Source organism: Nostoc sp. C117 (assembly GCF_043099735.1).
In the GTDB taxonomy this organism is placed as follows: domain Bacteria; phylum Cyanobacteriota; class Cyanobacteriia; order Cyanobacteriales; family Nostocaceae; genus Nostoc.
On the sequence record NZ_CP170991.1, the window covers coordinates 6,709,755 to 6,736,676 of the forward strand.

The following is a 26,922-nucleotide window of genomic DNA, read 5'->3' on the forward strand; positions in this document are numbered from 1 at the left end:
CTTTCGATTACTTGTCTGCGGAGTGTGAGCAGATGGAGTTGCTGTGCGATCCGCTCCTACCAGAAACAATCCCCCAATCATAGTTTTGCAAATGAAACTTGAGAATGAGGCAATGAGTTAGAGAAAATTGTGATGCAGAGTATTAGCTCGACTTTATCTATTTTTTCGCGCCCCTCAAACTAAGGCTGAAACCTTTGTAGGACATTAGTTTGAGTTTTTAAATTTCACAGATAATCTGTCAAATTTAAAAAGTATTTGCCAAAAAGCCAATTTTGAATAAAGCTGATCTGACATGATGATACGAAGACGGGGTGATTATTTATGTATCGATCCAAATTCTCAAATCATCCCCTATTTATACAAATTTATTGCAGATCAGTTGAAATAGCACACTCAAAAAACGTAAGTCGTTGGGTGAGCGATCGCTTACATCAATTAAATTAAGTGAAAAATGGTAAGTTAAAAATGGCAAATTGTGAAGCACAATAATGAAAGTTACACTATATATTGCAGATAGTTTAGATGGCTATATTGATCGGAGTGATGGCGGAATTCATGTGTAGGGGCGCAGCCCATTACGTTAGCGTAGCAGGGCGCAGCCCATTACGAATTAACTAAAGAAGCTTCTCGACAGCACTGCTGAACTGCTCGTAAGGAGAAACTCCCACGATAGTCTCTTCTAAAACACCATCTTTGAAAATTAAAACAGCTGGAATGCTACGAAGACCATATTTTTTGAAAATTGGCTTGTTGCTATCAACATCTATCTTCACAACTTTGGCACGACCTTTGTATTCCCTGGCGAGTTGATCCATTAATGGAGCGATCAGGCGACAGGGACCACACCAAGTAGCAGTAAAGTCAACAACAATAACTTTCTCTTCAGTATCGGTTAAAAGAGAATTAAACTCACTTTCTTGAACATAAGCAACTATGTCAGTATCAGTAGACATTTTTAAGTCCCCAGTGTAAAAGTAAAATCTTAGTATCAGGCTGACTATACAAACTATACTTTGTTATGTGTATCAATTTCATCAATTTTCTAGATTGGTAAACCATAATTTAGGAATGTCAACCTAATCAGCATTCTAATTACAGCACTTTTCCTTTGGATGAAGTACAAAGATAGGCATTTTGAGGCGGGATAGCATAGCAGTAGCGAGTTTGGGAGCTTCGGCAAGAGTTAGAAACTTTTATTCTGATTTTGAGTCTGGCATTTTTCACCTCACTTAAAAAAGCAAACTGGTGTAAATCTTGCTAAACAAGCTATGTCAAAAAATATTCATTGAGCTACGATTAATTCTACTAACAAGGTTCAGAATTGGTTACATCGACAAGGAGCGATCGCCATTCCCCAACTGCTAGAAATGAGATTTCACTAGACTTTAATCGGGTTTTGGCTGAAGTTGACACTAATTTACAGATCTGCCTCCCATCTCATATTTTTTGTAATATTAAACACAGGTAGTTGTCGGAATGCAGTTAAGAGTGTCATAAAGAAAAGGTGAAGAGTTAACCTGTAGGGTATAACTTACCTGAGAGTTGCTTACACCTGTAGCTTCAATGGATCTATCACACTCATGACTGAACTTACGCTACGCCTACAAGAGGGAGATACCGATACAACCATCGCAGTTGAACAAGATGTATTCACAATTGGTCGTTTGCCAGAATGTAACTTGTACTTGCCTTTTGCTGGAGTATCCCGCAACCATGCCCGCCTTGTAAAAATGGCTGATGGTGTGTGGACTATTGAAGATTTGGGCAGTAAAAACGGGACGCAAGTAAATAAATATCTTGTTAACTCTCCCCAACAGTTACATCATGGAGATGTAATTTGGCTGGGTAATACTAGCCTGGTAGTGATGCTTACAACCCCTGTTTCCCACTCGACATTGACACCTGAGTATGTGCCAACTTCGGAAACTAATGAGCAAAGAACAATTCTTCACAATGTCGAACAATTACAACAGCAATGGATTGCAGCTGATAGTAAGGATGGAAATATCAGCAATAAAGATAAAACCATTGCCCGTCTCAAAGACTTAGTTGATATAGCTAAAAATCTCTGTGCGGCGGCATCCATAGAAGAGATTTTTTCGCAAGTGCAACAAGTTGTTTTTCGTTACCTTGATAGTATCGATCGCTTAGGCTTGTTAATTGATGTCAATGGTCGCGGCCACTTAGAGTTAGTGAATGCAGCCACCAGAAACGTTTCCCAACAAAAACATCTCCCTTCTGATGGTAGTTGGATTAGTCGTAGTATCTGTCAAAAGGTATTTGACGAAAAAGTTGTCATTCAAACCGGTGATACTCATCAGGATGAACGATTTGCTAGCGAACAGAGTATTTTAGTCAAAGGTATTCGCAGCGCAATGGCGGTGCCTTTATGGGATGAAAATAAAGTTGTGGGTGTATTATATGCCGATGCCAATTTTTCTTCTTACCATTGGGCAAATGAAGGCGAGGAAGAACTGAGCTTTTTTTCGGCTTTAGCCAACCTTGTGGCTTCTAGCGTCCAGCGTTGGTTGCTGGTGGAGAAACTGAAAACAGAAGAAATGATTCGTCACCGATTAGAACGTTATCATTCTCCAGCAGTCGTACAGCAGTTGATATCTATAGGCGCGTCGCCAGATGGTCGTTTAGCGCCAGCAGAAAGCGAAATTAGTATTTTGTTTGCAGATTTGGTTGGTTTTACAGCGATTTCTGAAAGATTAACACCAACTGCGATCGCTCAATTATTAAATAATTTATTTGAAGAAATGTTAAAAGAAGTGTTTACTTGCGGTGGCACTTTAGATAAATATATTGGCGATTGTATTATGGCATTTTTCGGCGCTCCAGAACCGCAACTAGATCACGCAGATCGCGCTGTTACCGCTGCCAAGGGAATGCTTACTCGTCTTGAACATCTTAATGCCAATGGTTTTTGGCACGAACCGCTACAACTACGCATTGCGATTAATAGTGGTAAGGCTGTCGTTGGAGATGTGGGTAGTTCCCAAAGGGTAGATTATACGGCATTAGGCGCGACAATTAATCTTGCCGCTCGTATGGAAGGAGTTTGTCCTCCGAGTGAATGCGTAATTAGTGAAGCCACCCATCAAATGCTTTCAGAACCATCAGATTTCCAGGAAATGGGAGATTATCGTTTCAAAGGTATTGATAGATTGGTCAAAGTTTATCAGACAAAATTGCAGCCAGTATCAACACTTATTAATCCAATCATTCATCTTTAGTTTAGGAATGATTGGGAATAGGGAATAGGGAAAAATCACTAATTATTTTTAGGACTTACGCAACTGGCATATTATTTTTAGTTTGTAGTAAGGACTTTAGTCCTCAAAATCAGGGCTGTTCGCGTTGGCGGAGCCTCTCTAAGAGTTGCGTTCCCGCAGGGTAGCCCTTACTACAAACTAAAAGTTTTAATTTTTTGTGACACTTGCGTAAGTCATAATTTTATAAAATGTGGGAGATGCTTAACCCTAGTATCAGTTGATTTTCCTGTTTTCTATAGGTCAATACAGTTCAGATAAGAGCAAAAGACTTGTAGAGACGGCGATTTATCGCGTCTCCTTAATTTTGAGATGAAGCTTGAATAACCTTATGTTAAATTTAGCTGAGTCTGCCAGCGCGAAAAATTTGCTCTGGGGTCAAATCTAACTCTGGAAAAGTTGGCGACTGAATACGGTCATCTCCTCGAAATTTACTAACGCGATACTCACCTTCTTCTAAACAGCAAACTAAAATAGTCGGTTGTTTGGGTTTGCCAATAAATTCCCTACCGCCCAATGCAGCATAATCGACAATCCAGTATTCAGGAATTCCCATTTCTTCATAGTCAGCGTATTTTTTCAGATAATCATCACGCCAGTTTGTACTGACCACCTCAATTACTAAAGGAATTGATGCTGCTTGACTAACAGTTGATGCTTTTTTCCACAGAGGTTCATTAACTAAATTAGGCTGATTTAGTATCAGGACATCTGGGGAATAAGCAGACTCGTTCTCAACTGGTTTGACAAATACTGTTTTGGGGATAAAATAACGAAGATTTAAGCGACTATATTCTAAAGTGATTTTTGTGGCTAAAAAGCCAATCACCTCTTCATGCTCGCCTGTTGGTTGAGGCATTTCTACTACTAGTCCATTATATAGTTCGTAACGTTGTCCTCTGTTATCTGGATATTTAGTAACGAACTCATCGAATGTAACTACTTTGCCTAAGACTTGAGTCATAGCTTGATTCCTCAATTGTGCAAATTATAGCAACTTTATTTGTATTTAATTCATCAATATTAATACTTATTGATTGGTATAGTTTGATTCAATTAAAATTGCGAAATTGTAATATTCAGCAGCTAATTTTTGGCTAAAAGACTAGAATTTGGGTGGTAGCTTCCTCAATTTACATGTATAACACTAGGAAGCCTACTTCAAGCTATTTTTTAACGGGAGGCCAGGTAATGGCGATCGCCACCATTAATCCCGCCACTGGGGAAACTTTTCAAACCTTTGAGCCGCTTAACGATGCAGAAATTAACGCTAAACTCGATTTAGCTCATCAGACTTTTGAACAGTACCGTCAGACTAGTTTTTTGACGCGATCGCAATGGCTACAAAAAGCTGCTGATATTTTAGAGCAAGACAAAGCAGAATTTGCTAAGTTAATGACTCTGGAAATGGGTAAGCCTTTGAAAGCAGCGATCGCTGAAGTCGAAAAATGCGCCGTTGTCTGTCGCTACTACGCGGAAAATGCCCCTAGTTTTTTGGCTGATATCAATGTAAAAACTGATGCCAGCCACAGTTTTGTTCGCTACCAACCAATGGGCGCAATTCTCGCGGTAATGCCTTGGAATTTCCCTTTCTGGCAAGTTTTCCGCTTTGCTGCACCGGCACTCATGGCGGGAAATGTTGGCTTACTCAAACATGCTTCCAATGTACCGCAGTGTGCCTTGGCAATAGAAGAGATTATCCGACGGGCAGGTTTTCCCGAAGGTGTATTTCAAACTCTGTTAATTGGTGCTGCCAAAGTCGCCGATTTAATGGCGGATGACCGCGTAAAAGCTGCTACCTTAACTGGAAGCGAACCAGCAGGTATATCCCTCGCTGTCGCCGCCGGCAAACAAATTAAAAAAACCGTTTTGGAATTGGGAGGAAGCGACCCATTCATTGTGTTAGAAAGTGCTGACTTAGAAGCAGCAGTTGTCACAGCAACTACAGCGCGGATGTTGAATAACGGGCAATCATGTATTGCAGCAAAGCGTTTTATTTTAGCAGAGGCGATCGCTGACAAATTTGAAAAATTGCTGGTAGAAAAATTCGAGGCGCTAAAAGTGGGCGATCCGATGCAACCAGACACCGATATAGGACCACTGGCAACTCCTGGTATTCTCCAGGATTTAGACCAACAAGTGCAAACTGCCACAAAAAACGGTGGTCAAGTTCTTACCGGTGGACATCCATTATCAGATCGGCCTGGAAACTTTTATCCGCCAACGATTATCATAGATATCCCGCCTGACACACCAATTGCCAAAGAAGAATTTTTTGGGCCAGTAGCTTTGCTATTCCGGGTTCCGGATATCGATGCTGCCATTAAACTCGCTAATGACTCACCCTTTGGCTTAGGTGCCAGCGCTTGGACAACCAACGACCAAGAACGCGATCGCTTAGTTGAAGAAATCGAAGCCGGCGCCGTATTTATCAATAGTATGGTCAAATCCGATCCCCGATTGCCCTTCGGTGGCACTAAGCGTTCTGGATACGGCAGAGAATTGAGTATCCAAGGGATACATGAGTTTGTCAACGTAAAAACTGTGTGGATGAAGTGATTAGTCATTAGTCATTGGTCATTGGTCATTAGCCAAAAAAATGACAAATGACAAATGACGAAGGACTAATGACAAAAGACAAATGACTAAATAAATAGTTAGGAAATAAAATGAATACAGCAGAATTATTGGTGCAGTGCCTAGAAAATGAAGGAGTGCAATATATTTTTGGACTCCCTGGTGAAGAAAACCTGCATGTTTTGGAAGCGCTAAAACATTCTTCCATTAAATTTATTACAACTCGTCACGAACAGGGTGCAGCATTCATGGCCGATGTCTATGGACGCTTAACCGGAAAAGCCGGAGTGTGTCTTTCTACTCTTGGTCCTGGGGCAACTAATTTGATGACGGGAGTAGCAGATGCAAACCTTGATGGTGCGCCTTTAGTGGCGATTACCGGTCAAGTGGGAACAGATAGAATGCACATTGAATCCCATCAATATTTAGATTTGGTGGCAATGTTTGCACCTGTTACTAAGTGGAATAAGCAAATTGTCCGACCAAGTATTACACCCGAAGTAGTGCGAAAAGCATTTAAGCGATCGCAATCAGAAAAACCTGGTGCAGTTCACATCGATTTGCCAGAAAATATTGCTGCTATGTCTGTAGAAGGCAAACCTTTGCGTAAGGATAATAGCGAAAAAACCTATGCCTCTTTTGCGAGTATTCGGGCAGCCGCAGCCGCAATTTGCCAAGCAGTTAACCCATTAATCTTAGTCGGGAATGGGGCAATTCGCGCTCATGCCAGCGATGCTGTAACCCAATTTGCCACCTTACTAAATATACCTGTTGCTAATACCTTTATGGGTAAAGGCGTAATTCCTTATACACATCAATTAGCTTTATGGTCAGTGGGATTACAGCAAAGAGATTTTATTACCTGTGCCTTTGACAACACAGATTTAGTAATTGCGATTGGCTATGATTTGATTGAGTTTTCTCCGAAAAAATGGAATCGTAATGGTGAAATTCCGATTGTGCATATTGGGGTAAGTCCGGCGGAAATTGATAGTAGTTATATTCCCAACGCCGAAGTTGTCGGAGATATTTCTGATTCTCTTTATGAAATTTTAAAATTAGCAGACCGACAAGGTAAACCCGATCCCTTTGCTATCAGCTTAAGGTCAGATATTCGTGCTGATTACGAACAATATGCCCATGATGACGGATTTCCGATTAAGCCACAAAAACTAATTTATGATTTACGGCAAGTAATGGGACCAGATGATATCGTTATCTCTGATGTTGGCGCACATAAAATGTGGATGGCTCGTCATTATCATTGCCATAGCCCCAATACTTGTATTATTTCTAATGGCTTCGCAGCTATGGGTATTGCTATTCCTGGCGCTTTAGCAGCAAAACTCGTTCATCCTCAGCGCAAAGTTGTTGCTGTAACAGGCGATGGCGGCTTTATGATGAATTCTCAGGAATTAGAAACAGCTTTGCGTGTCGGTACCCCCTTTGTCACCATAATTTTTAATGATGGTGGTTATGGCTTAATTGAGTGGAAGCAAGAAAATCAATTTGGTAAAGGAAACTCATCTTTTGTGCATTTTAGCAATCCTGATTTTGTCAAATTCGCTGAAAGTATGGGTTTAAAAGGTTACCGAGTTGAATCAGCTCTAGATTTAATTCCCACACTTAAAGAAGCCCTAGCTCAAGATGTACCTGCGGTGATAGATTGTCCCGTAGATTATCGGGAAAATCACCGCTTTAGTCAAAAAGCCGGCGAATTGAGTTGTGCAGTATGAAGAGTGCTGAGTGCTGTTAGCGGTAACGGGGCGTTTAGCCCATGCTGAGTTAAAAGACCGCCCAACTGTTGCGACAAGCTCATAACATCTCAACAGGGGGGTTTCAAGCTTCTCCTGACAAAAAGATTCCGCGGATTGTCTTCATAGGGGCGCAAGACTTTGTGCCCCTACAAATGTACAAAGAATTTGGAATGAGTTATTTTTTGTCAGTCTCTTAAGGTAGGGTGTAATAAGGGAAACCTAGCCAATACTTCTCGGGTTTTGCATTTTTAACTCGGAATCGGGTTTGGGGTAAAGGGTAAGGGTTAAAGGTTTTTTCTTTCCCTTTTCCCTTTCCCCTTTTCCCCTTAACCGAGAAGTATTGGGAAACCTAGCCACTATAAAATTGAACGGCTGATACAGTGGTAACGTCGATCGCTCTCAAACCAAGATTGTGGCCATGAGCAACTCAACTCCAATCAATGACGATAAAAATCTCCCAAAGAAGAAAGGCCGCTCACTTCCTCCAAAACTGATTATTTGGCTGGGAATGTTTGTTTGGACGACTCTTTGGCGGATAATGATGTCAAAACTCGCTCCTACCAATAAATCGGGAGCGTATATTCGTCCTAATAGCCAGTTCCGTAACTCCATCGGCACCGAAGAGGGGAATCCTTACCAACCCGCAGCGGGGCGCTACAAACTTTATGTTGGGTTGGGTTGTCCTTGGGCGCATCGAACTTTGGTAGTGCGATCGCTCAAAAAACTTGAAGCGGTAATATCAGTGTGTATCGTTTCTCCCTCTCCCATTGAAGGCGGTTGGATATTCAACGAAGAAGAACAGGGTTGTCGTACACTAGTTGAATTCTATCAGCGGGTAGAACCAGGCTACAGCGGACGCGTTACAGTTCCAATTCTCTGGGATAACCAAACAAAAACCATCGTTAACAATGAGAGTTCAGAAATTATTGTCATGCTCAACTCTCAACTTAACGAGTTCGCCAACAATCCAACATTGGATCTTTATCCAGTAGAACTCAAAGAAAAAATTGATTGGTGGAATGAGAAGATTTACCACGCAGTAAATAACGGCGTCTATCGCTGCGGCTTTGCCCAAACCCAAGAAGCCTATAATCAAGCCTGTAATGAATTGTTCGCTACCCTCGATGAAATTGAAATTGCATTGCAGACTAATCGATACCTATGCGGGGACAATCTTACACTTGCAGATGTGCGTTTATTTACGACATTATTTCGTTTTGATAGTGCCTATTACGGCTTGTTTAAGTGTAATCGGCGGCGAATTCGAGACTATGATAACTTGGGAGCTTACCTGAGAGATTTATATCAACTTCCAGGTGTTGCTGACACCTGCGACGTAGAAACTGTTAAACGCGACTATTACGGTAACTTGTTCCCACTCAATCCTGGTGGGATCGTTCCCGATGGTCCGGATATGTCGTATCTCGAACAACCACACGGTCGCGATCGCATTAACAAGGTAGGCGCTTTATAATACTCATTAAAAACCCCTATCGTGAACCAAATTAATCGAGTTGCAATTGTCGGCGGAACTCATGGTAATGAGTTTACAGGAGCTTACCTAATCGAAAAATTTGCCCAGTTTCCCGACTTGATTACTAGAGCAAGTTTTGAGACAGTTACTTTGTTAGCAAATCCTCGGGCTTTTGCAGCAGGTAGGCGATATCTAGATAAAGATTTAAACCGCTGTTTTCTCAGGGAAGAATTACAAAACCCGACTCTGAACAGTTACGAAGAATTGCAAGCTAAATCAATTCAAAATAAGTTAGCATCAAATGGGGATAAACCAGCAGATTTCATCTTAGACTTACACAGCACTACAGCTAATATGGGTCTGACAATTATTTTGGTCAACAATCATCCCTTAAACTTAAAGTTAGCTGCTTATCTGAGCCAGATGAATCCTTTGGTTAAGATTTATTACTGCTCTTTTCCATCAATTGCAGAGAATCCATTCCTGAATTCTCTGTGTGAATTAGGCTTTGCGATCGAGGTTGGTCCCATTGCCCAAGGTATCTTAAAAGCAACGCTTTTTCAACAAACAGAGCAACTTATTCATGGAGTTCTAGACTATCTAGAAAGATTTAACCAAGGTGAAATTCTCTCAACGGACGAAATGTTGGTTATCTATCACCATTTATCTGTTGTAGACTACCCCAAAAAGCAGGATGGAACAATTTTTGGCATGATTCATCCAGAGCTTCAAGACAAAGATTATCAAGCTCTGAATCGAGGAGATCCAATGTTTCTCACTTTTGATAACGAAACAATTGTTTACGCTGGAGAATCAACAGTTTGGCCTGTTTTTATTAATGAAGCAGCTTACTACGAAAAAGGAATTGCAATGGGTTTGACTCAGAAGCAGCAATTAAAAATTTAATTTTTCTTCAGCCATTATTTGACATTTAGTTCATACCTGAGGGCTTTTTGTAGAATGCTGTAGTACTAAAATTTCAAAGGATATTTGTAAAGTATCAGGTTGTATTAAGAAATCCGCTAATAGCCATAGTTGTTTTAGGGCAAACACTCCTCTATCCATCATAAAAACTATCTAGTCTCATCTCCCGCCAAATATCAGAGGGCTGCCAGCCTGAGTTGCCAACAGATTGAACTAGAGGGTTGTCACGCAGTGGAATATAATTGGGTTCTTTATACTCTGGAATGATTTCTGGTTTCTCCCCAACCACAGGTTCGGAAAAATCAGCCCCCTCAGCTTGAAGAGCCTGATCCTCAGCTTCTTCCATTTCCTTCATCTTTCTCAGGGTTAATTTTTCAGATTTTTTGATGATTTTCATATCTGCTAAAGCTTTGGAAAAGTGGTCATGAAAAAAGAGAATCTAAACGTCGATTCTTTGAGAGACTGATGTAGCCTTTCAAGAAGGTTCAGCCAGATCTATTAAGATGCTGCGATCGGCTGATGCGCGTCTAAAGTATATAAACACTCTTGACGATCGTTGACTGTTGACGGGTTTTCGGTCATCAGTCATCAGTCATCAGTCATCAGGTAAATGTACAAATTAAATGCGTAACAGCTCAGAGTTGAGTACTAAAAAATCGGACAGAATAAATACATTACAGCAAAATTGTGGAAAATACGAGTACTCTGCTGAATAATTGATTAGACCGCCAGCAAAACGCTTTCCGGAAGGTAACATAACATTAAGTGTTAATCCTCCATCGATAAACAATGACTAATCCCCTACTGTAATATAGGAAATTGTTAAAATCCCTTAATACTTGAGAGTGAAGTTAAAAAAGCATGGATGGCAAATTAATTGTATTTGAAGGGGTGGAAGGCTGTGGCAAAACCAGCCAAATACAACTTTGTTGTCAATGGTTGAAAAGTCTGGGTGTTTCGGTGGTGGTAACTCGTGAACCAGGGGGAACAGAGTTAGGCTTAGATCTTCGCCGCTTGTTACTAGAAAAAGCAGAAGATAAACCAGTTGCAGAAGTCACAGAATTGTTATTGTATGCTGCTGACCGATCGCAACACGTCGAACAAGAACTCAAACCAAATCTCGCCGCCGGGAAATATATTCTATGCGATCGCTACACAGACTCTACCATTGCCTACCAAGGATATGGTCGCGGTCTGAACATGAGTTTAATCAATCAGCTTAACTATATTGCTACCGGTGGCTTAGAAAGTCACCTAACGATTTGGCTAGATGTCGATGTTGAGGTGGGACTGTCTCGCAAACGAGGAGACGAAGTAGGACTAGACCGCATTGAACAAGAAGCGATCGCTTTTCATCGGCGCGTTCAGCAAGGATACGCAGAGTTAGCAGTATCATATCCCTCACGAATTGCGCGGGTAGATGGTAGCTTGAGTGCATTGGCTGTACAACAAGTAATTCAAGGAATTTTGCGCGAACAATTGAAGTTGTCTTAGCCTCTCCTGTAATCCTGGAACTAGATATAAAATGATACTTGTCTTGGAGATGAACTCGTGCGAAAGTAGTTTTTGTAAAATATCTAAAATCTATATATGTATTAGTTGTGTAATTCTTGGCATATATCAGTTTGAAAAAAGGAGCAAAAAATGACGGCTCACCCTCCGATTAATGATGATGCATTCAAACAGTTTGAGCGTAATGGGTTCTCTAGGGTGGCTGAAGAATACGATCGTGCGATCGCTCAGGTAACCTCTCAGGTCAATGAAGCTATATTGGATGCCGTAGAAACCGGGTATAATAGCCGACTGCTGGATGTCGCCTGTGGTACTGGGTGGCTCAGTACTGCCGCCGTCAAACGTGGGGCGATCGTTACTGGATTAGACTATACCGAGAATATGATCGCTATTGCCCGATGGCGGTGTCCGGAAGCTGAATTCCAGGTTGGGGACGCTGAAAATCTTCCCTTTGATTCAGGGGAATTTGAGGCGATCGTCTGTAACTTTGGCATCCTGCATTTTCCCGATCCAGAAAGAGCGATCGCTGAGTCCTTGCGAGTCCTGAAATCCGGAGGCCGCTATGCCTTCACTTGCTGGACGCCACCAACACGCAATCCTTTCATGGCGCTAATTCTGGGAGCAGTCCAGACTCACGGCATCATCGAGGTGGATTTACCTCCAGCACCACCGCTATTTCGCTTTGGCGACGCCGAGGAATGTAAAAAGGTCTTGAGTACCAGCGGATTCATATCGGTGTCTGTCAGCGAATTGCCTATCAAGTGGACTTTCTCTACACCTCAAGATGTGATGCCAACGATTGTTGCAAGTTCGGCACGTCTTGGGTCAATTCTGACGATGCAAACTCCGGAACAACGCCACAATATCGAGAATGAGATTATCGAGGGAGCAAAGAAATACGCCACAGATAATGGAATTGAAATTCCCGCTTCTGCGATCCTGGTTGTGAGTAGCAAACCATAAGCGGTAAAACTTATTGCCAAGCTAATGTACTTTTAATTTTTAATTTTTAATTTTTAATTGTTAAGGTTGGGGTGATTTAGCGATCGCTGCCCAAACTCGATGATGAACTTGCATAATTGGTGTAGGATATTTTGTTTCGAGTAATACCGCTAATTCTTGATCAAATACTTCTACCTTTTCTGGTGTTAAGCTGGCTCCTACACCAGCACTAGCACGAATTCGTCCCCGCCAATCTTCGTGGCTATAAGACACAAATACATCGTAAGAAAATGTGCGGATGTCTCGAAATCCGCCTTCGCCAATATCTTGTAACCACAGGGGATACAATCCAGTACCGCCGGCTAAATTCCAGGCTGGATTATGAGCCTTGATGAGTTGTTCCGTTGCTTCAACGACATTACCTTTTAAAGGTATCCAATCAAAATGAGCGATCGCGAGGGTGCCATACGCTCTCAAGATGCGGGTAACTTCCTTGACAGCACGCGGACGGTCAAACCAATGCCAACATTGTCCCGCTGTGACTACATCAGCACTGGCGTCGGGTAACTCAGTATTCTCCGCCGTTGCGACTCGATAATCTACTTTGATTTGGGCAGATTCGCTTAACTGTCTGGCTTGTTCTAGAAGTGATACTGATGGGTCGATGCCAATCACGTAAGCACCTCTATCCGCAAAACCCCGCGCTAGTGTTCCTGTTCCTGTACCCAGGTCAACAATATTTTGTCCTGGTAAACCGATACCATATTCAGACAATTTGTTGAATAATGAACTGGGAAAGCCAGCGCGGTGTTTTGCGTAATCAGCAGCAGTTGCACCAAAATCAATTTTCATACTTTCAAAACTATTTTTGTAACAATTGTCTTGGCTAGAAGTTCTCTACCCACGGTCGTAGTTCTACTTCCCATGTCCAAGCACTGCGGGGTTGCCGGAGGATATTGAGATAAGTTTGGGCGATCGCATCCGGATCGAGAGTACTATCAGTATTATCCACTGGATCTGGGCGGACTGCTGAACGAATTACACCATCAATGATGAAATGCGCCACATGGATATTTTTTGGTCCCAGTTCCCTAGCAATACTCTGAGCCAAACCCCGCAGTGCAAATTTCCCCATTGCAAAGGGAGCAGACTCAGGAAAACCCTTAACACTGGCTGAAGCTCCGGTAAAGAAAATAGCACCACCACCCTGATGCAACATCCGTTTGGCAGCAGCTTGGGCAACCAGAAAGCCACCATAGGCAGTCACATCGAGAGTTTTTGCCACCCCAGCAGGGTCTAGTTCAATCAGAGGTCCCCGCACCCGAAAACTAGGGTTATAAATCACGATATTTGGCGAACTTAGTCGATTTTCAACATCAATAAATAACTGTTCCACCTCATCTGGTTTAGAAGCATCAGCCGCGAAACTCACCGCCCCAATTTCACTACTTAGCTGAGTCAGTTTCTCAATTTGCCGAGCCGCTAAAGCCACAGTAAATCCTTCTTTGGCAAATAAGCGGGCTAAAGAGGCGCTTAGTCCACTACCCGCTCCCACTATCAATGCTGTTGTTGTTGCCATAATTTTAGATTGACCCCATCATGCCCAGTATGGCGTAAGTCAAACACTAATTCTAGATTAACGAAACCCTTACGCTGTATTAATTTTTAATTTTTAATTCCGCCCTGCGGTTGGGAGTTTGACCAATTTGCAGTACACAGACTGCGGCAATTAAGCATAAAACACCCGATAAAATAAACGCTTGGAAATAACTACCCATCCACGTTCTTAACACCCCAGCTCCGAATGCTGCTGTGGCTGCACCAATTTGATGTCCTGCGACAATCCAGCCGAACATCACGCCGACATTTTCTTTCCCAAAAGTATTGGCTACAAGACGCACTGTCGGGGGTACAGTGGCAATCCAATCAAGTCCATAGAAAACGGCGAACACAGAAAGTCCATAAAAGGAAAAATTGAAACTGAAGGGTAAGAAAATCAAAGACAAACCCCGCAATCCGTAGTACCAAAACAATAAGTAGCGATTGTTCCAGCGGTCAGATAGCCAACCCGACATAGTAGTACCAAAAAAATCGAATAGTCCCATGATTGCCAAAAGACCAGCAGCCTTGACTTCCGGGATACCGTGGTCGATACAAGCAGGAATTAGGTGAGTCCCAATTAAGCCATTGGTGCTGGCACCGCAGATAAAAAAGCTACCAAATAACAGCCAGAAGTCGCGGTTATGCATTCCCAGCCAAAGGGCGTTGAGGGTGGAGGCGATGGAATTTGCTTTTGGCTGTAATGTTTCGGCAGTTTCGCTTTTGTCGCCAAAGGGTCGCAAACCGATTTCTGCCGGTCGATCGCGCATAAAGGCAGCAATCAGAGGAATAATTAAAAGCGCTGCACCACTAAGACCGAGAGCCGCAATTCGCCAACCAAAGCGATCGCTAACTGACGCCAGCATCGGCAAAAACACCAGTTGTCCGGTAGCAGTACTCGCAGTCAAGATGCCCAGAACTAAACCCCGCCTTTCAAAAAACCATCGATTGACAACAATTGCCCCCAAAACCAAGGCGATAACTCCGCTACCACACCCGACAACTACACCCCACAGCAAGACTAACTGCCATGATGCTGACATCAAAGTAGTTAAACCGACACCGATCGCAATGACAGCCAGTGAAAACACCATCATCCGGCGAATGCCGATCCGTTCCATGATTGTGGCCGCAAAAGGACCAATCAACCCGTAAAGTAGCAAATTTAGAGAGATTGCCAAAGATATAGTAGCTCTACTCCAGCCGAATTCCTGTTCCAGAGGCACTATAAAAACTCCCGGAGCAGAGCGAATTCCCGCTGCTACCAACAAAGCTAGAAATGTTAAACCCGCGACGAGCCAGCCATAGTGGAGCGATCGACGCGCTAGGAATGAGGGTAAGGACATGAGTGGGGAATGGGGCAGAAGGGCGGAGGGGCAGAGGGGCGGAGGGGCAGAGGGGCGGGGGAGAAATTGCAGCAAACTTTTCTCCTCTTCCCCATGCCCAATGCCCTATGTCCAATGCCCCATGCCCAATTTAGCTATATGCGTTACCGATTCTGTCTACAGAGACGTTGTGAGAGAATGGTAAACGACCGGGATTCAAGCGTGGTTCGGCTGCATAGCCTACGGGAACTAAAACAGCGATCGCTAAATCGGGATTATCTTGGGCACCAATCACTTGTTTTACTTGATCCTCAATCCAACCGTTCATAAAACAAGTGGATAATCCCAGACTTTCTGCTGCTAACACCAAATGGGTAGCGGCAATAATCGCATCTTTGATGGCGTATTCGCGTCGCTTTTCGCCTAGCCCTGCTTGAAATTGTGGGACGGCGGTTTTAAAGTAGTTTACCGTACCTTCATTCCATGCTCCAGTCTGGAGTCCCTCTTCAAGAACTGGGGTTAAGTTTTGTTCGCCTGCGTTAGGATCGGCGGCAAAGACAAAGGTTACAGGTGCTTGAACAATTTGCTGTTGATTAAAAGATGCCGCTGACAATGCTGCCTTTTGCGCTTCATCTTGCACAAGAATAATTTGCCAGTCCTGGATATTATAGCTACTGGGCGCCGCCACAGTTAACTCTACCAATTGTTTGAGCAGTTCTGGAGCTATCGGGTCTGATTTAAAAGTTTTGATTGAACGACGTTGAGCGATCGCAGTTGGTACATCTAAAGGTTGAATTTGAGTGATGGGACTCATGAGATTCTCCTGATAATTGAGTAATGACTGAATAATTCTACAAATTATGATTTGGCTACTTGTTCGCTAAGATCTGGCCAAAATGGATAGTCTGTATATCCCTTTTCACCACCACCATAAAAGGTTGCTTGATTGGGTTCATTGAGTGGTGCATTCAAAGCCAAACGTCGAGGTAAATCGGGATTTGATATAAATAATGTACCAAAAGCGATTAAATCGGCTGCTTTGTTTGCCAATACAGTATCGCCTTTTTCACGAGTATAGCCACCATTGACGATGAGTGTATTTGTAAAGCGATCGCGTATATGACTAGTGGGTACAATTATCCCGCCATGTCTGATGTCTGCCTCTGTTGCCTCATAAATATGCAGATATGCTAAATTAAACTGGTTCAATGCTTGAGCCGCATAACCAAATGTCTCCAGAGGATTGGAGTCACGGATATCATTAAAAGTCCCACTGGGAGAAAAACGTACTCCGACTCGGTTAGAATCCCATACACTAGTTACCGCTTCTGTTATCTCCAACAGAAATCGAGTGCGATTTTCAATGGAACCCCCATATTTATCTGTGCGCTGATTGGTGCCATCTCGGAGAAATTGATCTATTAAATAACCATTAGCTGAGTGAATTTCCACGCCATCAAACCCAGCCGCCAGGGCATTTGCCGCTCCCTGACGATACTGTTCTACTATCTGCGGTATTTCTGAAGTTTCTAAAGCCCGAGGAGTCACAAAGGGTTTTGATCCCTGATAAGTTGAAGCTTCACCTTTGGGAGCAATGGCAGAAGGTGCCACAGGTAAAGCTCCATTTGGTTGTAAGTCAGGATGAGAAATTCTGCCTACGTGCCATAGTTGCAGAAAAATTCTCCCTCCCTTTTGATGCACCGCATCAGTTACTAATTTCCATCCTTCCACCTGTTCTGGTGAGTGAATCCCTGGTGTATAGGGATAGCCTTGTCCTTCAGGAGTCACCTGTGTGGCTTCCGAAATAATCAGTCCGGCGGTAGCACGTTGGGCGTAGTAGGTAGCATTGAGTTGGTGTGGTACGTTTCCCTCACCTGCCCTATTTCGCGTTAAAGGTGCCATCACTATCCGGTTTGGTAATTCCAGATCCCCTAATCGGTAAGTAGAAAATAAGTTGATATCAGTAGTCATTGGTTATATCTCCAAATTTAGTTTTGAATTGACCATTGGGCATTGCGGATGAGTCTTTAATACTCGCTGACGAGTCTTTAATACTGGTGAATGAGTCTTTGATACTCGCTGACGAGTCTTTGAACTTCATTCCCCAGTCCCCAATCCCCAATCCCCAGTCTCCAGTCCCCAGATTAAACAATCGACCGAATAACGCCACCATCTACCCGCAAAGCTGCACCATTTGTTGCTGAAGCTAGGGGACTGGAAAGATAAACTACGATCGCTGCTACTTCTTCAGGCGTTGCAAAGCGTTTAATTAAAGAAGTTGGACGGACATTTTGAAAAAATTCTGCCTCAACTTGGGCTGCCTCAATATCACGTTCATGGGCTAGGTTGGTGATAAACTCCTCAACGCCTTCTGAACGCGTTGGCCCCGGAAGGACGGAATTTACCGTCACTCCAGTACCAACAGTCATTTCTGCTAAACCTCTTGCAATGGCTAGCTGGGCTGTTTTAGTTGTGCCGTAGTGAATCATTTCCACCGGAATCTGAATGCCAGATTCACTGGAGATAAAAATTATCCGCCCCCAGTTTTGCTCTAGCTGCTTTTGCAGATATTGCCGACTCAAACGGACTCCACTGAGAACGTTAACCTCAAATATCTTTAACCAGTCTCGATCGGTAATCTCAAAAAAGGTTTTTGGCTCATAAATACCGACATTGTTAATCAGGATATCAACGTGAGGAACTTTTTGAAACAGTTCCTCTACCCCTGATGCTGTGGTTGCATCAGCCACAACCCCAGAAACTTTCGCTTCAGGTATATTTTGCTGGATTTTAGCGATCGCATCTGCTACTCTTTTTTCAGAACGACCGTTGATAATCACTGATACACCCTCTTGAGCCAATCCAAGGGCGATCGCTAAACCAATCCCTGCGGTTGAGCCACTGACTAGCGCAGATTTCCCATGTAATTTCAAGTCCATTTCGCTCTTTCCCCGTTAATTTGCTCTGGGAGTGGGGGAGGTGGGGCGGAGGTGCAGCACTTCTCCTGTCGGAGACGCTGCGCGAACGACTACGCTCAGTGACCCAGGGGCAGAGGGGCACTATGAGAAGTTGTAGTAAGTCTTTCTGCTCAGCACCCCATCTCTTTTGCTCCTCATCCTCTTCCCCATGCCCCATACCCTTTACTTAGATCTAAAGATGCTGTGCTAAGGTCTTATTCAAGGTAGTTTTTGGGACTGCTCCTACCACAGTATCGACCTGACGACCTCCTTTAAAAACCATGAGTGTGGGAATGCTGCGAATTCCATAATGGCTGGCGACAGTCGGATTTTGATCTGTGTTCAGCTTCACAAATTTTACCTGTCCTTCGTATTCAGCAGCAACTTCATCGACAACTGGACCCACCATCCGGCAAGGACCGCACCACGGCGCCCAAAAGTCTACTAAGACTGGAATTGCACTTTCCAATACTTCTTGCTTAAATGTGGCTTCTGTGACATTTGTAATGGATGACATAAATTGCCTTCCTGATATAATTCTATAATTCGATAATATCGAATAATAAAAATATATGCCACCTGATGAGATAATGCAACCATGAGATTCCTTTATCATCCAGATAGAAAAAATATTTCTTTACCGGGAGTGTTGTATGCATTGGGCGATCCAGTGCGGCTAGAGATTGTACGGCTGCTGGCTTGTGAGGGGGAACAATGCTGTGCCAGATTTGATTTTGCGATCGCTAAGTCTACGATGTCCAATCACTTTAAGATTTTGCGGGAGTCGGGAGTAGTCTTGACACGTAAAGAAGGGACACATCACATTAATATTCTGCGGCGTGAAGATTTAGAGGTGCTATTTCCAGGGTTGCTGGATGTGGTGTTGAAAGCCGCTCAACCATTGCCTGTTGAACCTGTGAGTAGTAGAGAGGCAACCTCTAGTGGTGTTAACTGAAGTTAGAAATGGCTTATCTGTAGGACTTACGCATTCACAAGAAATGCCAAATATAGATAATGTTGAAAACCCACATCTTTCGTAAGGGCACAGCATTGCTAATAGCTCTCAAATTAAGCTTATTTGGCTTATCCCACAGGCATTTTACCCCCCTTAATCCCCCCTTATAAAGCTACGGTGTACACACAAGTCAAATTACCCCCCTTAATCCCCCCTTATAAAGCTACCGTGTATACACAAGTCGAATTACCCCCCTTAATCCCCCCTTGGAAAGGGGGGAAAAAAGAAATCCAGTTCCCTCCCCAATACATACGGGGAGGGTTAGGGTGGGGTAACGCGGATCGTGATGGTACGCGAGAGCGGGGAAAATTCCTTATGCAGTAAGCAATTAGGATAATACTAATAATTAAGGCGATCGCTGAGGGAACTAGTGGTATCCAAGCGCTGTAATGGATTATAACAACAAGGCATACTCCGTAAAGGCTGGCGATCGCAATTGGAGTTGCAATTGCTAAATAAAACCACGGTCGAATGTAGTAAGCCAGTAAACTACCTGTTAATGACCATCCCCAAATCCAGATTATTTCCTGCCAAATAGACCAAACCCAGATAAGCGATCGCCCTTCGAGGGCTGCACTTAATAATTGACTAATCATTTGCGCTTGGAGAATAACACCTGGTATTTTCTCGATCGCACCTTCATTAATCTTTTGAGCAACCACTTTTAGCTTAGTTTTATTTTACGGGATAAACTCTTCCTTTCCAAGCGCCGCCGCGCCCTTGCCAGTGTCGTAGGGCTGAATCTAGAGTCATCAGGGTATAGAGAAAAGCGATCGCAGGTAAACTAAAAGCTAACCACGGAGAACATTTATAAAAGCGGATCGTGGGGTAGTAAGCAAAAGTCATTAACAACCATCCTAATAAACCTGTAAATGCGATCGCCCAATTGCTCCAAACTGCACCTAGAATTACACATACAGGTGGAGCTAAATAAATTAGAGGCATTCCTACTAAAGTTCCCAATAGTAGTAATGGAGAATAATTCAGTTGGGTATAGGCAGTACGAGCAACCATATCCCAAATCGTCGCCAGCGAATCATAAGGGCGCAAACTACGAGTCAAGCTACTCAATCCTAGCCAGATACGCCCTTGGCTTGGGATTGGGTATTGAGCATTGTGGGCATGGTTATTTTCTTTGTTTCCCCTGCTCTCCTGCTCCCTTGCTCCCCTGCTCTTCTTAACCGCCATCGCCAAAGTGCAATCGTCAATTAAAGCTTGGCGAATCACTTGAATACCCCCGATTCGCTCTAAAGCTTCACGGCTAATCAGAATAGATCCCCCAGCAGCAGCGGCTGTGGGATTATTGGGATTATTCACCCAGCAGAAGGGATAGAGTTTTTGGAAGAAAAAGACGAAAGCCGGAATTAAAAGTTTTTCCCAAAAGCTTTCACACCTGAGTCGCACCATTACCGAAACCAGGTCTAAATTTTCCTGCTCGGCTTTCGCAACAAGTCGGCGGAGATTACTAACGTCATGTTCGATATCTGCGTCGGTGAGGAAAAAATAGTCAGGTGCGAATTTACTAGCGTTCTGTATACCTTGTTCAACCGCCCAAAGTTTGCCAGACCAACCAGAAGGTAGTGAAACGCCTGAGATAATATGCAACTGCTGGGGTTTTCCTACAGCGTGGGCAACACCTTCGGCAAAATTTGCTGTCCGGTCTGTGCTGCGATCGTCTACTAAAAACACGTTGAAAGAACCAGGATAATCTTGAAGTAAGAGCGATCGCAAACTAGTTGGTATTAACTCAGCTTCGTTACGGGCTGGAACGACGGCACAAACTACAGGTAACGATTCTAGCTGAGTTTCTGTAATTTCTAATTGCTGGTCTAAGCGCCAAAACTGCCCCCGAAAACATAGTAATCCTAACCAAATTGTCAAGGATAAAAGCATCAATCCTAATACAATTACACCCATGACTGTCGCTTCGCTCCAATTCAAAATTCAAAAAAAAGAATGATCTATTGCAAATTCTCAGTGACTCAGACAGAATACTATGTCTATTCATAGAGGAAAATAATTTTTTTTACTGTGGTGTCGTGTTCATAACTAGTGTTGAGTGTTGAGGTTGAACGGTATTAGATGCAAACACAAGACAGGGTAAAAGTCAAGGAAATCGCAGAGGCGATCGCAGCTAGCCAAGAATATCTGCTTTCAATTCAAAATCCGGCAGGTTACTGGTGGGCAGAGTTGGAATCTAATGTGACTATCACTGCTGAAGTCGTCCTTTTGCATAAGATTTGGGGAACAGACCAAACAAGATCTTTGCACAAAGTTGCAGCCTACCTGCGTCAAGAGCAACGGGAGCATGGTGGCTGGGAGCTTTTCTACGGTGATGGTGGAGAACTTAGCACCTCAGTTGAAGCCTACATGGCGTTGAGACTGCTGGGTGTGCCAGCAACAGATCCGGCAATGGTTCGGGCGCGAAAGTTTATTCTGGAACACGGAGGTATCAGCAAAACTCGGATTTTTACCAAGTTGCACTTAGCCTTGATTGGCTGTTACAACTGGCGCGGTATTCCCTCGTTACCACCTTGGATAATGCTATTGCCCAACGCTTTCCCAGTTAATATTTATGAGATGTCTAGTTGGGCGCGTTCTAGCACAGTGCCATTACTAATTGTCTGCGATCGCAAGCCGATTTTTATCACCGACCCAACTATCAACCTAGATGAACTATACGTTGAAGGTATCGATCGCGTCCAATGGGAATTACCCCAAAGTGGCGATTGGACAGATTTATTCCTCACCCTCGATCGCGGGTTCAAGTTGGCAGAAAGCCTCAATTTAGTACCCTTCCGCCAAGAAGGCATCAAAGCCGCTGAAAAATGGGTTTTAGAGCGTCAAGAAGCTACAGGGGACTGGGGCGGTATTATTCCGGCGATGCTGAATTCAATGCTGGCTTTGCGGTGTCTGAATTATGGCCAAAACGACCCCATTGTGGAAAGAGGGTTGCAAGCAATTGATAACTTTGTCATTGAAACAGAGAATAGCTATCGGGTACAGCCCTGTGTTTCACCTGTTTGGGATACAGCTTGGGCAATGCGTGCCTTGGTAGAATCTGGTTTTGTACCAGATCATCCGGCAGTGGTAAAGGCTGGAGAATGGTTGCTGCAAAAGCAAATTTTAGATTACGGAGATTGGGCTGTCAAAAATCACCAGGGAAAACCAGGGGCTTGGGCGTTTGAGTTTGACAATCGCTTTTATCCCGATGTAGACGATTCGGCTGTGGTGGTGATGGCACTAGATTTAGCGAAACTGCCTAATGAAAAAATTAAGCAAGCGGCGATCGCCCGTGCTTTAAACTGGATTGCATCTATGCAATGTAAACCAGGCGGGTGGGCTGCTTTTGATTTGGACAACGATCAAGATTGGCTCAACTCCATCCCTTATGGAGACTTGAAAGCGATGATCGATCCAAACACCGCAGATGTCACCGCTAGAGTATTAGAAATGCTCGGTGCTTGTGATTTGTCCATTGATAGTGATAATTTAGAGCGATCGCTGACTTATCTTTTGAATGAACAAGAAACAGAAGGCTGTTGGTTTGGGCGTTGGGGTGTAAATTACATTTACGGTACTAGTGGCGTCCTTTCAGCTTTAGCATTGATTAATCCTCAAAGGCATAAACTGAGCATAGAACGAGGAGCCGCTTGGTTATTGGTATGTCAAAATTCCGATGGTGGTTGGGGTGAAACTTGTCGCAGCTATGACGATCCCAGCCTCAAAGGAAAAGGAAATAGTACTGCATCTCAAACCGCTTGGGCTTTAATTGGCCTCTTGGCAGCAGGTGAAGCAACTGGTAAGTTAGCTTTGGAGTCCATTGAGCGAGGAATTGCTTACCTTGTGGCAACTCAACAGCCGGACGGTACTTGGTTTGAGGCAGACTTTACAGGCACTGGTTTTCCTTGCCATTTTTATCTCAAGTATCATATGTATCAACAATACTTTCCTTTAATTGCTTTAGGTCGCTATCAAGCAGTGATTAAACAAAGTTAATTATCGTTGCCGTAAGGGCATAAAAACGTTTTGCCCTTACTCCAGATTAGGGATTTCCAAGTAAAAAAATATTGGATCGTTGTGTATGCCGAGGAGGCCGAGAAGAATGAATCTGCCACTATGAAAATGGGATAATTTATTTTCTGGAAGTCCCTTAGTTTCTATGATTAATAATTTGTATTACTTCATCTGGGGGAATTTATATTAGTAATGTATTGATGAAATTATTAAATATTTTATTAAAATACAATTCAGATAAAACTAAAAACCTCATGTAGAGACGCAATTTATCGCGTCTTCAAAGACCAATCATCTACACCAATAACGCTTAACCAAAGCTATTGGATTATATCAGCTTTTAAATAGAAAATGATTAGGGACACAAAACCCTGCGCCCCTAAGATGCGATGTTTTTTTAACTGGACTTCCCTAGCTAAGCTAAGTAATTTTTCGAAATCAAATCAGATTACTCTGGGTAGCTTAAAGGAACGTCAAAATTTCCAAATGCTAGTTAAAAATTCCTAAATTTCTTCCTAAATTTCTGCACCTGATTTTGCTTCGGCACCCATTGGCGAAACATAATCACGGAAAAGAGTAATCTGTTGCTCAAAGTCTAATCCTTGAATTCTACTAAACAATGCTTGAGATTCTGACGGAAGTTGATAATCATCGGGTACAGGAATGATACTACCATTGTCCATACCTTGAGATAATCGATACCAAAAAAGTAGCTTGGTTGTATCACCCAAAGAACCATATTCACGAGAAATTTGGGTATCTACTTTGTTAATTAGATCGCGCTGAACTTGCAATTGTTCTTCGTGGGTTAATTCTTTAACTTGATTAAATAAACCTTCAGCAATTTCTGGGGAAACAGTGCTAGCACCCGGAGCGGCTGGAGTAATTGAACTACCCATTTCTTTATAGATAAACCAAAACAAAGCGAGCTGTTGATCCACATCTAATTTTTGCCAAGCTTCAACATTTTGACGAATAGTTGGATCGCTAGTTTGTGTATATGTCATTATTAACTCCAATTGCAATTAATTGCTTTCATAACTAACCTTATCAAATATATATTTAGAGTTTTACCTTACTGAAGACATATGTATTTGAATCAGAAAGAGGAACAATTTAGAAAGAGAACATAAATTGGAGGACGTGTAGTCCTGCATTAGAAAGATTATATTTGATGAACTCATAGCATTTACTAACCCTGTTCTGTCACTTTGGGAGAAGCCAATGCCTGAAAGCCTTTGAGAGCTTTGCTTTTGGGTTTTTGGCTATAAATTTTAGTTTCTGTTAGAAAATAATGTCTCAAAGCTTGACTCAATAAAAGTTTTAGAATCTTGCTTCAATTATTGTTTTCCGAGAGTGACATAACAGGGCTAAGCAACTGAGATACACCAAAAAGTTTAGTAGCTTTGAAAAAGCACCTTACCAGGCTGCGAATCACCATATACAGCAGATTGCAACTTCTCTATAAGAGGCTACACCAAAGTGAGGTACAGCTTATTGTGAAGAGGATATTTTAAAAGTATTTTTTCTAACATCTAAGTCTCCGTAACCTAACCCCCGTAGAACACCAATTTAGTAATCCTGGAAAACTCCTCTACCTTGGCGTTAGTCTGCCGTTAGGCAAGCCCAGAGGGGAGTTTTGCTGCCCCTTTCATCGTAGGGAAGAGGGGGTTAGGGGGTTAGATTTTTCGTTAGCTTTTCCACATAACGTCAAAATTTAGAAAAGCACATTAGCTTATAATGAAACGGACATGATATTAGTTTTTTGCTCGAATAATTGATAGGAATTGTTCATAATCTTTTGGTGTATCAATATCGATTTTACCTTGAGGAAAAGGAATAGAAAACACTTCATTAAGATTATTATTAATAACTTTTTTGGCTCCTGAAGTTTCTTTCAAACCAGCAAGTTCTGAAAAAAATCTCTGATTAAATAGAGCAGGTACACCCAATGTCCCTGCATATTCGCAAGCAATAATCGGTTTTTTTGTTGAATAATATGTATCAACAAGTTGATTAATAATTTGGTGAGAAAGAAATGGTTGATCGCAAAGTGTAATCACTACTGCTTCTATTTTTTGCGGAAGATTATTTAACACTTCAATACCGCTCTTGATTGAAGTATTCATTCCATAAGACCAATCCAAGTTTTTAACTACTTTAACAGGAAGTTGCTTAATTACGGGATAAATCTGTTCTGCATTTGCTCCAAGAATTACTACCACAGGTTGACAAACTGAAGCGATCGCCATTTCTGTAGTATATTGCAAAAAGCTACGCCCTTGGTAAAGCAGTAGTTGTTTTGGTGTACCCATCCGTGTAGATGCACCAGCAGCAAGAATCATAATGGCTATGGTTGATTTTTCATTGTATATAGCAGTCATAAAAACTATGTGGTAAGTAGCAAGTTTAAGTTGGTTTCATCGTGTTGGTGAATTGGTTGATGGCGATTTCTTAAAAAATTACCACTGCGATTTGTTAGCACTGCTTGAATTTCTGCAATAATAGCGATCGCTATTTCTTCAGGTGTATCTGCTCCAATGTCCATCCCAATTGGGCTATGTAATCTTTTTAATTGTTCTGTAGTATAATCTATTCCTTGCAGACGTAAATCTTCTAGCAATCTTTCAGTACGCAGCTTTGGGCCTAAAACTCCTATGTAGGGTGCAGGAGATGGCAGCAACATTTTCAAAATTTCTCCGTCGTCAAGATAATTATGCGTCATCACTACAGCAACTGTGTGGGCATTTATAAATACCTGTTTATGTACAATTTCTCGGCGACTAAGAATAACATCACAAGGCATAGTAAATCGCGCCTTAGTTGCCTCATTAGCTCGACAATCGACTATAGTAACTTCCCAACCTAATGCTTGAGCAAACTGGGCTACTGGTGCAGCATCATAACCTGCACCAAATATTACTGCATGTGTAGGTGGTTGGATGACTTCGATGAAAACTTCTGCACTGCCTAAAGGTAACTGATATTTCTTTACCGTTGACTTTTGATTAGCAAAGGCTGCTTGACTATCTGCAAGCAGAGATTGAATTAAATTGGCATCTTTGATGTCAGTCAGCATTTTACCATTTGGATATAGCAATAAGCGCGACCCAAGTTTGACCTTGACTGCGCCTTCAAAGGCGAAGACTGTAGCAATAATACCCAAATGTTTTTTATTAAAGCATTCTTGTGTAAAAGCGATCGCATTTGGTGTATTTTCTCGCTCAAGACGTTCGATGAGAACTTGCACTATCCCATTACACCCCAAACCAAAGCCCCACAGAATATCTTCAGAAGCGGTACTATCGTAAGTAACAACAATTGGTTGTCCGTCTGACATTCGTTGTTGAGTATGTTCAAATACGTCGTTTTCTAAGCAACCAGCGCTGATTGTTCCGACCATGCGACCTGTATTTGTCATCAGCATTTTAGCACCTGGTCGGCGATAAGTTGAACCTTGAGTTTTGACTACAGTGGCAAGGAAAGTAATTTCACCAATTTTTTGACTTGACTCAAAGCCTTCTAAAATTGCTTGTAATTCGTTCATT

General features: G+C 42.6%; 24 protein-coding genes. 9 read left to right on the forward strand and 15 right to left on the reverse strand.

The genetic code is table 11. From position 1 onward, the window contains the following. Positions 1-614: 614 nt before the first annotated feature. Positions 615-953 carry a thioredoxin gene (gene trxA, locus ACFG4S_RS28700; protein ID WP_392532299.1) on the reverse strand — a complete coding sequence of 113 codons (339 nt, stop codon included), beginning with the start codon at positions 951-953 and terminating at the stop codon, positions 615-617. A gap of 627 nt (positions 954-1,580) precedes the next feature. Here trxA (ACFG4S_RS28700) and ACFG4S_RS28705 point away from each other — a divergent pair. Continuing rightward, a complete protein-coding gene (locus ACFG4S_RS28705) occupies positions 1,581-3,239 on the forward strand; it encodes an adenylate/guanylate cyclase domain-containing protein (protein ID WP_392532300.1) in 1,659 nt (552 codons plus the stop codon). A 376-nt stretch (positions 3,240-3,615) separates the two neighbouring features. On the opposite strand, the gene ACFG4S_RS28710 is transcribed toward ACFG4S_RS28705, so the two are convergent. Beyond that, positions 3,616-4,239: a Uma2 family endonuclease gene (locus tag ACFG4S_RS28710; protein ID WP_392532301.1), complete on the reverse strand. Its 624-nt coding sequence runs from the start codon at positions 4,237-4,239 to the stop codon at positions 3,616-3,618. Between the two features lie 227 nt (positions 4,240-4,466). Here ACFG4S_RS28710 and ACFG4S_RS28715 point away from each other — a divergent pair, with 227 nt between their 5' ends. The 4 genes from ACFG4S_RS28715 (at position 4,467) to ACFG4S_RS28730 (ending at position 9,989) form a co-directional block, all read left to right on the forward strand. Next, positions 4,467-5,834: an NAD-dependent succinate-semialdehyde dehydrogenase gene (locus ACFG4S_RS28715; protein WP_392532302.1), complete on the forward strand. Its 1,368-nt coding sequence runs from the start codon at positions 4,467-4,469 to the stop codon at positions 5,832-5,834. Positions 5,835-5,944: 110 nt separating this feature from the next. Continuing rightward, entirely contained in the window at positions 5,945-7,588 is a 1,644-nt protein-coding gene (locus ACFG4S_RS28720) for an acetolactate synthase large subunit (RefSeq protein WP_392532303.1), read from the forward strand. 439 nt (positions 7,589-8,027) lie between these two features. Beyond that, a complete protein-coding gene (locus ACFG4S_RS28725; RefSeq protein ID WP_392532304.1) occupies positions 8,028-9,083 on the forward strand; it encodes a glutathione S-transferase family protein in 1,056 nt (351 codons plus the stop codon). Positions 9,084-9,104: 21 nt separating this feature from the next. Then, positions 9,105-9,989, forward strand: a complete 885-nt coding sequence (locus ACFG4S_RS28730) for an aspartoacylase (protein WP_392532305.1) — start codon at positions 9,105-9,107, stop codon at positions 9,987-9,989. Between the two features lie 151 nt (positions 9,990-10,140). Here ACFG4S_RS28730 and ACFG4S_RS28735 read toward each other — a convergent pair whose 3' ends face one another. Continuing rightward, positions 10,141-10,404, reverse strand: a complete 264-nt coding sequence (locus ACFG4S_RS28735; RefSeq protein ID WP_392532306.1) for a hypothetical protein — start codon at positions 10,402-10,404, stop codon at positions 10,141-10,143. 464 nt (positions 10,405-10,868) lie between these two features. On the opposite strand from ACFG4S_RS28735, the gene tmk reads away from it, so the two are divergent. Both tmk and ACFG4S_RS28745 read left to right on the forward strand, forming a co-directional pair. Continuing rightward, positions 10,869-11,501 carry a dTMP kinase gene (tmk, locus tag ACFG4S_RS28740; RefSeq protein WP_392532307.1) on the forward strand — a complete coding sequence of 211 codons (633 nt, stop codon included), beginning with the start codon at positions 10,869-10,871 and terminating at the stop codon, positions 11,499-11,501. A 150-nt stretch (positions 11,502-11,651) separates the two neighbouring features. After that, positions 11,652-12,482 carry a class I SAM-dependent methyltransferase gene (locus ACFG4S_RS28745; protein ID WP_392532308.1) on the forward strand — a complete coding sequence of 277 codons (831 nt, stop codon included), beginning with the start codon at positions 11,652-11,654 and terminating at the stop codon, positions 12,480-12,482. A 60-nt stretch (positions 12,483-12,542) separates the two neighbouring features. Here ACFG4S_RS28745 and ACFG4S_RS28750 read toward each other — a convergent pair whose 3' ends face one another. From ACFG4S_RS28750 to trxA (ACFG4S_RS28780), 7 genes are all read right to left on the reverse strand, one after another. Next, on the reverse strand, positions 12,543-13,313 hold the full coding sequence (locus ACFG4S_RS28750) for a class I SAM-dependent methyltransferase (protein ID WP_392532309.1): 771 nt from the start codon (positions 13,311-13,313) through the stop codon (positions 12,543-12,545). Between the two features lie 34 nt (positions 13,314-13,347). Beyond that, a complete protein-coding gene (locus ACFG4S_RS28755; RefSeq protein ID WP_392532310.1) occupies positions 13,348-14,040 on the reverse strand; it encodes an SDR family NAD(P)-dependent oxidoreductase in 693 nt (230 codons plus the stop codon). 79 nt (positions 14,041-14,119) lie between these two features. Then, on the reverse strand, positions 14,120-15,406 hold the full coding sequence (locus tag ACFG4S_RS28760) for an MFS transporter (protein ID WP_392532311.1): 1,287 nt from the start codon (positions 15,404-15,406) through the stop codon (positions 14,120-14,122). 130 nt (positions 15,407-15,536) lie between these two features. Further along, positions 15,537-16,199 (reverse strand): nitroreductase family protein, encoded by a 663-nt coding sequence (locus ACFG4S_RS28765; protein ID WP_392532312.1) that lies wholly within the window; start codon positions 16,197-16,199, stop codon positions 15,537-15,539. A 44-nt stretch (positions 16,200-16,243) separates the two neighbouring features. After that, a complete protein-coding gene (locus ACFG4S_RS28770; RefSeq protein WP_392532313.1) occupies positions 16,244-17,356 on the reverse strand; it encodes an alkene reductase in 1,113 nt (370 codons plus the stop codon). Between the two features lie 173 nt (positions 17,357-17,529). Continuing rightward, positions 17,530-18,324, reverse strand: a complete 795-nt coding sequence (locus ACFG4S_RS28775) for an SDR family NAD(P)-dependent oxidoreductase (RefSeq protein ID WP_392532314.1) — start codon at positions 18,322-18,324, stop codon at positions 17,530-17,532. A gap of 211 nt (positions 18,325-18,535) precedes the next feature. Then, complete coding sequence (gene trxA / locus ACFG4S_RS28780; RefSeq protein ID WP_334800559.1) at positions 18,536-18,859, reverse strand: thioredoxin; 324 nt, start codon at positions 18,857-18,859, stop codon at positions 18,536-18,538. A gap of 81 nt (positions 18,860-18,940) precedes the next feature. Here trxA (ACFG4S_RS28780) and ACFG4S_RS28785 point away from each other — a divergent pair, with 81 nt between their 5' ends. Next, positions 18,941-19,297: an ArsR/SmtB family transcription factor gene (locus tag ACFG4S_RS28785; protein WP_392532315.1), complete on the forward strand. Its 357-nt coding sequence runs from the start codon at positions 18,941-18,943 to the stop codon at positions 19,295-19,297. Between the two features lie 215 nt (positions 19,298-19,512). Here the strand turns inward: ACFG4S_RS28785 and ACFG4S_RS28790 are convergent, their stop codons facing one another. Then, positions 19,513-20,019, reverse strand: coding sequence for a CHASE2 domain-containing protein (locus tag ACFG4S_RS28790; protein ID WP_392532316.1), 507 nt, complete (start codon positions 20,017-20,019; stop codon positions 19,513-19,515). Between the two features lie 13 nt (positions 20,020-20,032). Further along, positions 20,033-21,274: a glycosyltransferase gene (locus ACFG4S_RS28795; protein ID WP_392532317.1), complete on the reverse strand. Its 1,242-nt coding sequence runs from the start codon at positions 21,272-21,274 to the stop codon at positions 20,033-20,035. Between the two features lie 165 nt (positions 21,275-21,439). On the opposite strand from ACFG4S_RS28795, the gene shc reads away from it, so the two are divergent. Further along, entirely contained in the window at positions 21,440-23,356 is a 1,917-nt protein-coding gene (gene shc / locus ACFG4S_RS28800; RefSeq protein ID WP_392532318.1) for a squalene--hopene cyclase, read from the forward strand. 533 nt (positions 23,357-23,889) lie between these two features. On the opposite strand, the gene ACFG4S_RS28805 is transcribed toward shc, so the two are convergent. From ACFG4S_RS28805 to ACFG4S_RS28815, 3 genes are all read right to left on the reverse strand, one after another. Next, complete coding sequence (locus ACFG4S_RS28805; protein ID WP_392532319.1) at positions 23,890-24,381, reverse strand: orange carotenoid protein N-terminal domain-containing protein; 492 nt, start codon at positions 24,379-24,381, stop codon at positions 23,890-23,892. A 750-nt stretch (positions 24,382-25,131) separates the two neighbouring features. After that, positions 25,132-25,758: an NTP transferase domain-containing protein gene (locus ACFG4S_RS28810; protein WP_392532320.1), complete on the reverse strand. Its 627-nt coding sequence runs from the start codon at positions 25,756-25,758 to the stop codon at positions 25,132-25,134. Positions 25,759-25,763: 5 nt separating this feature from the next. Then, positions 25,764-26,921 carry an XdhC family protein gene (locus ACFG4S_RS28815; protein WP_392532321.1) on the reverse strand — a complete coding sequence of 386 codons (1,158 nt, stop codon included), beginning with the start codon at positions 26,919-26,921 and terminating at the stop codon, positions 25,764-25,766. Between the last annotated feature and the right edge of the window lies 1 nt (position 26,922).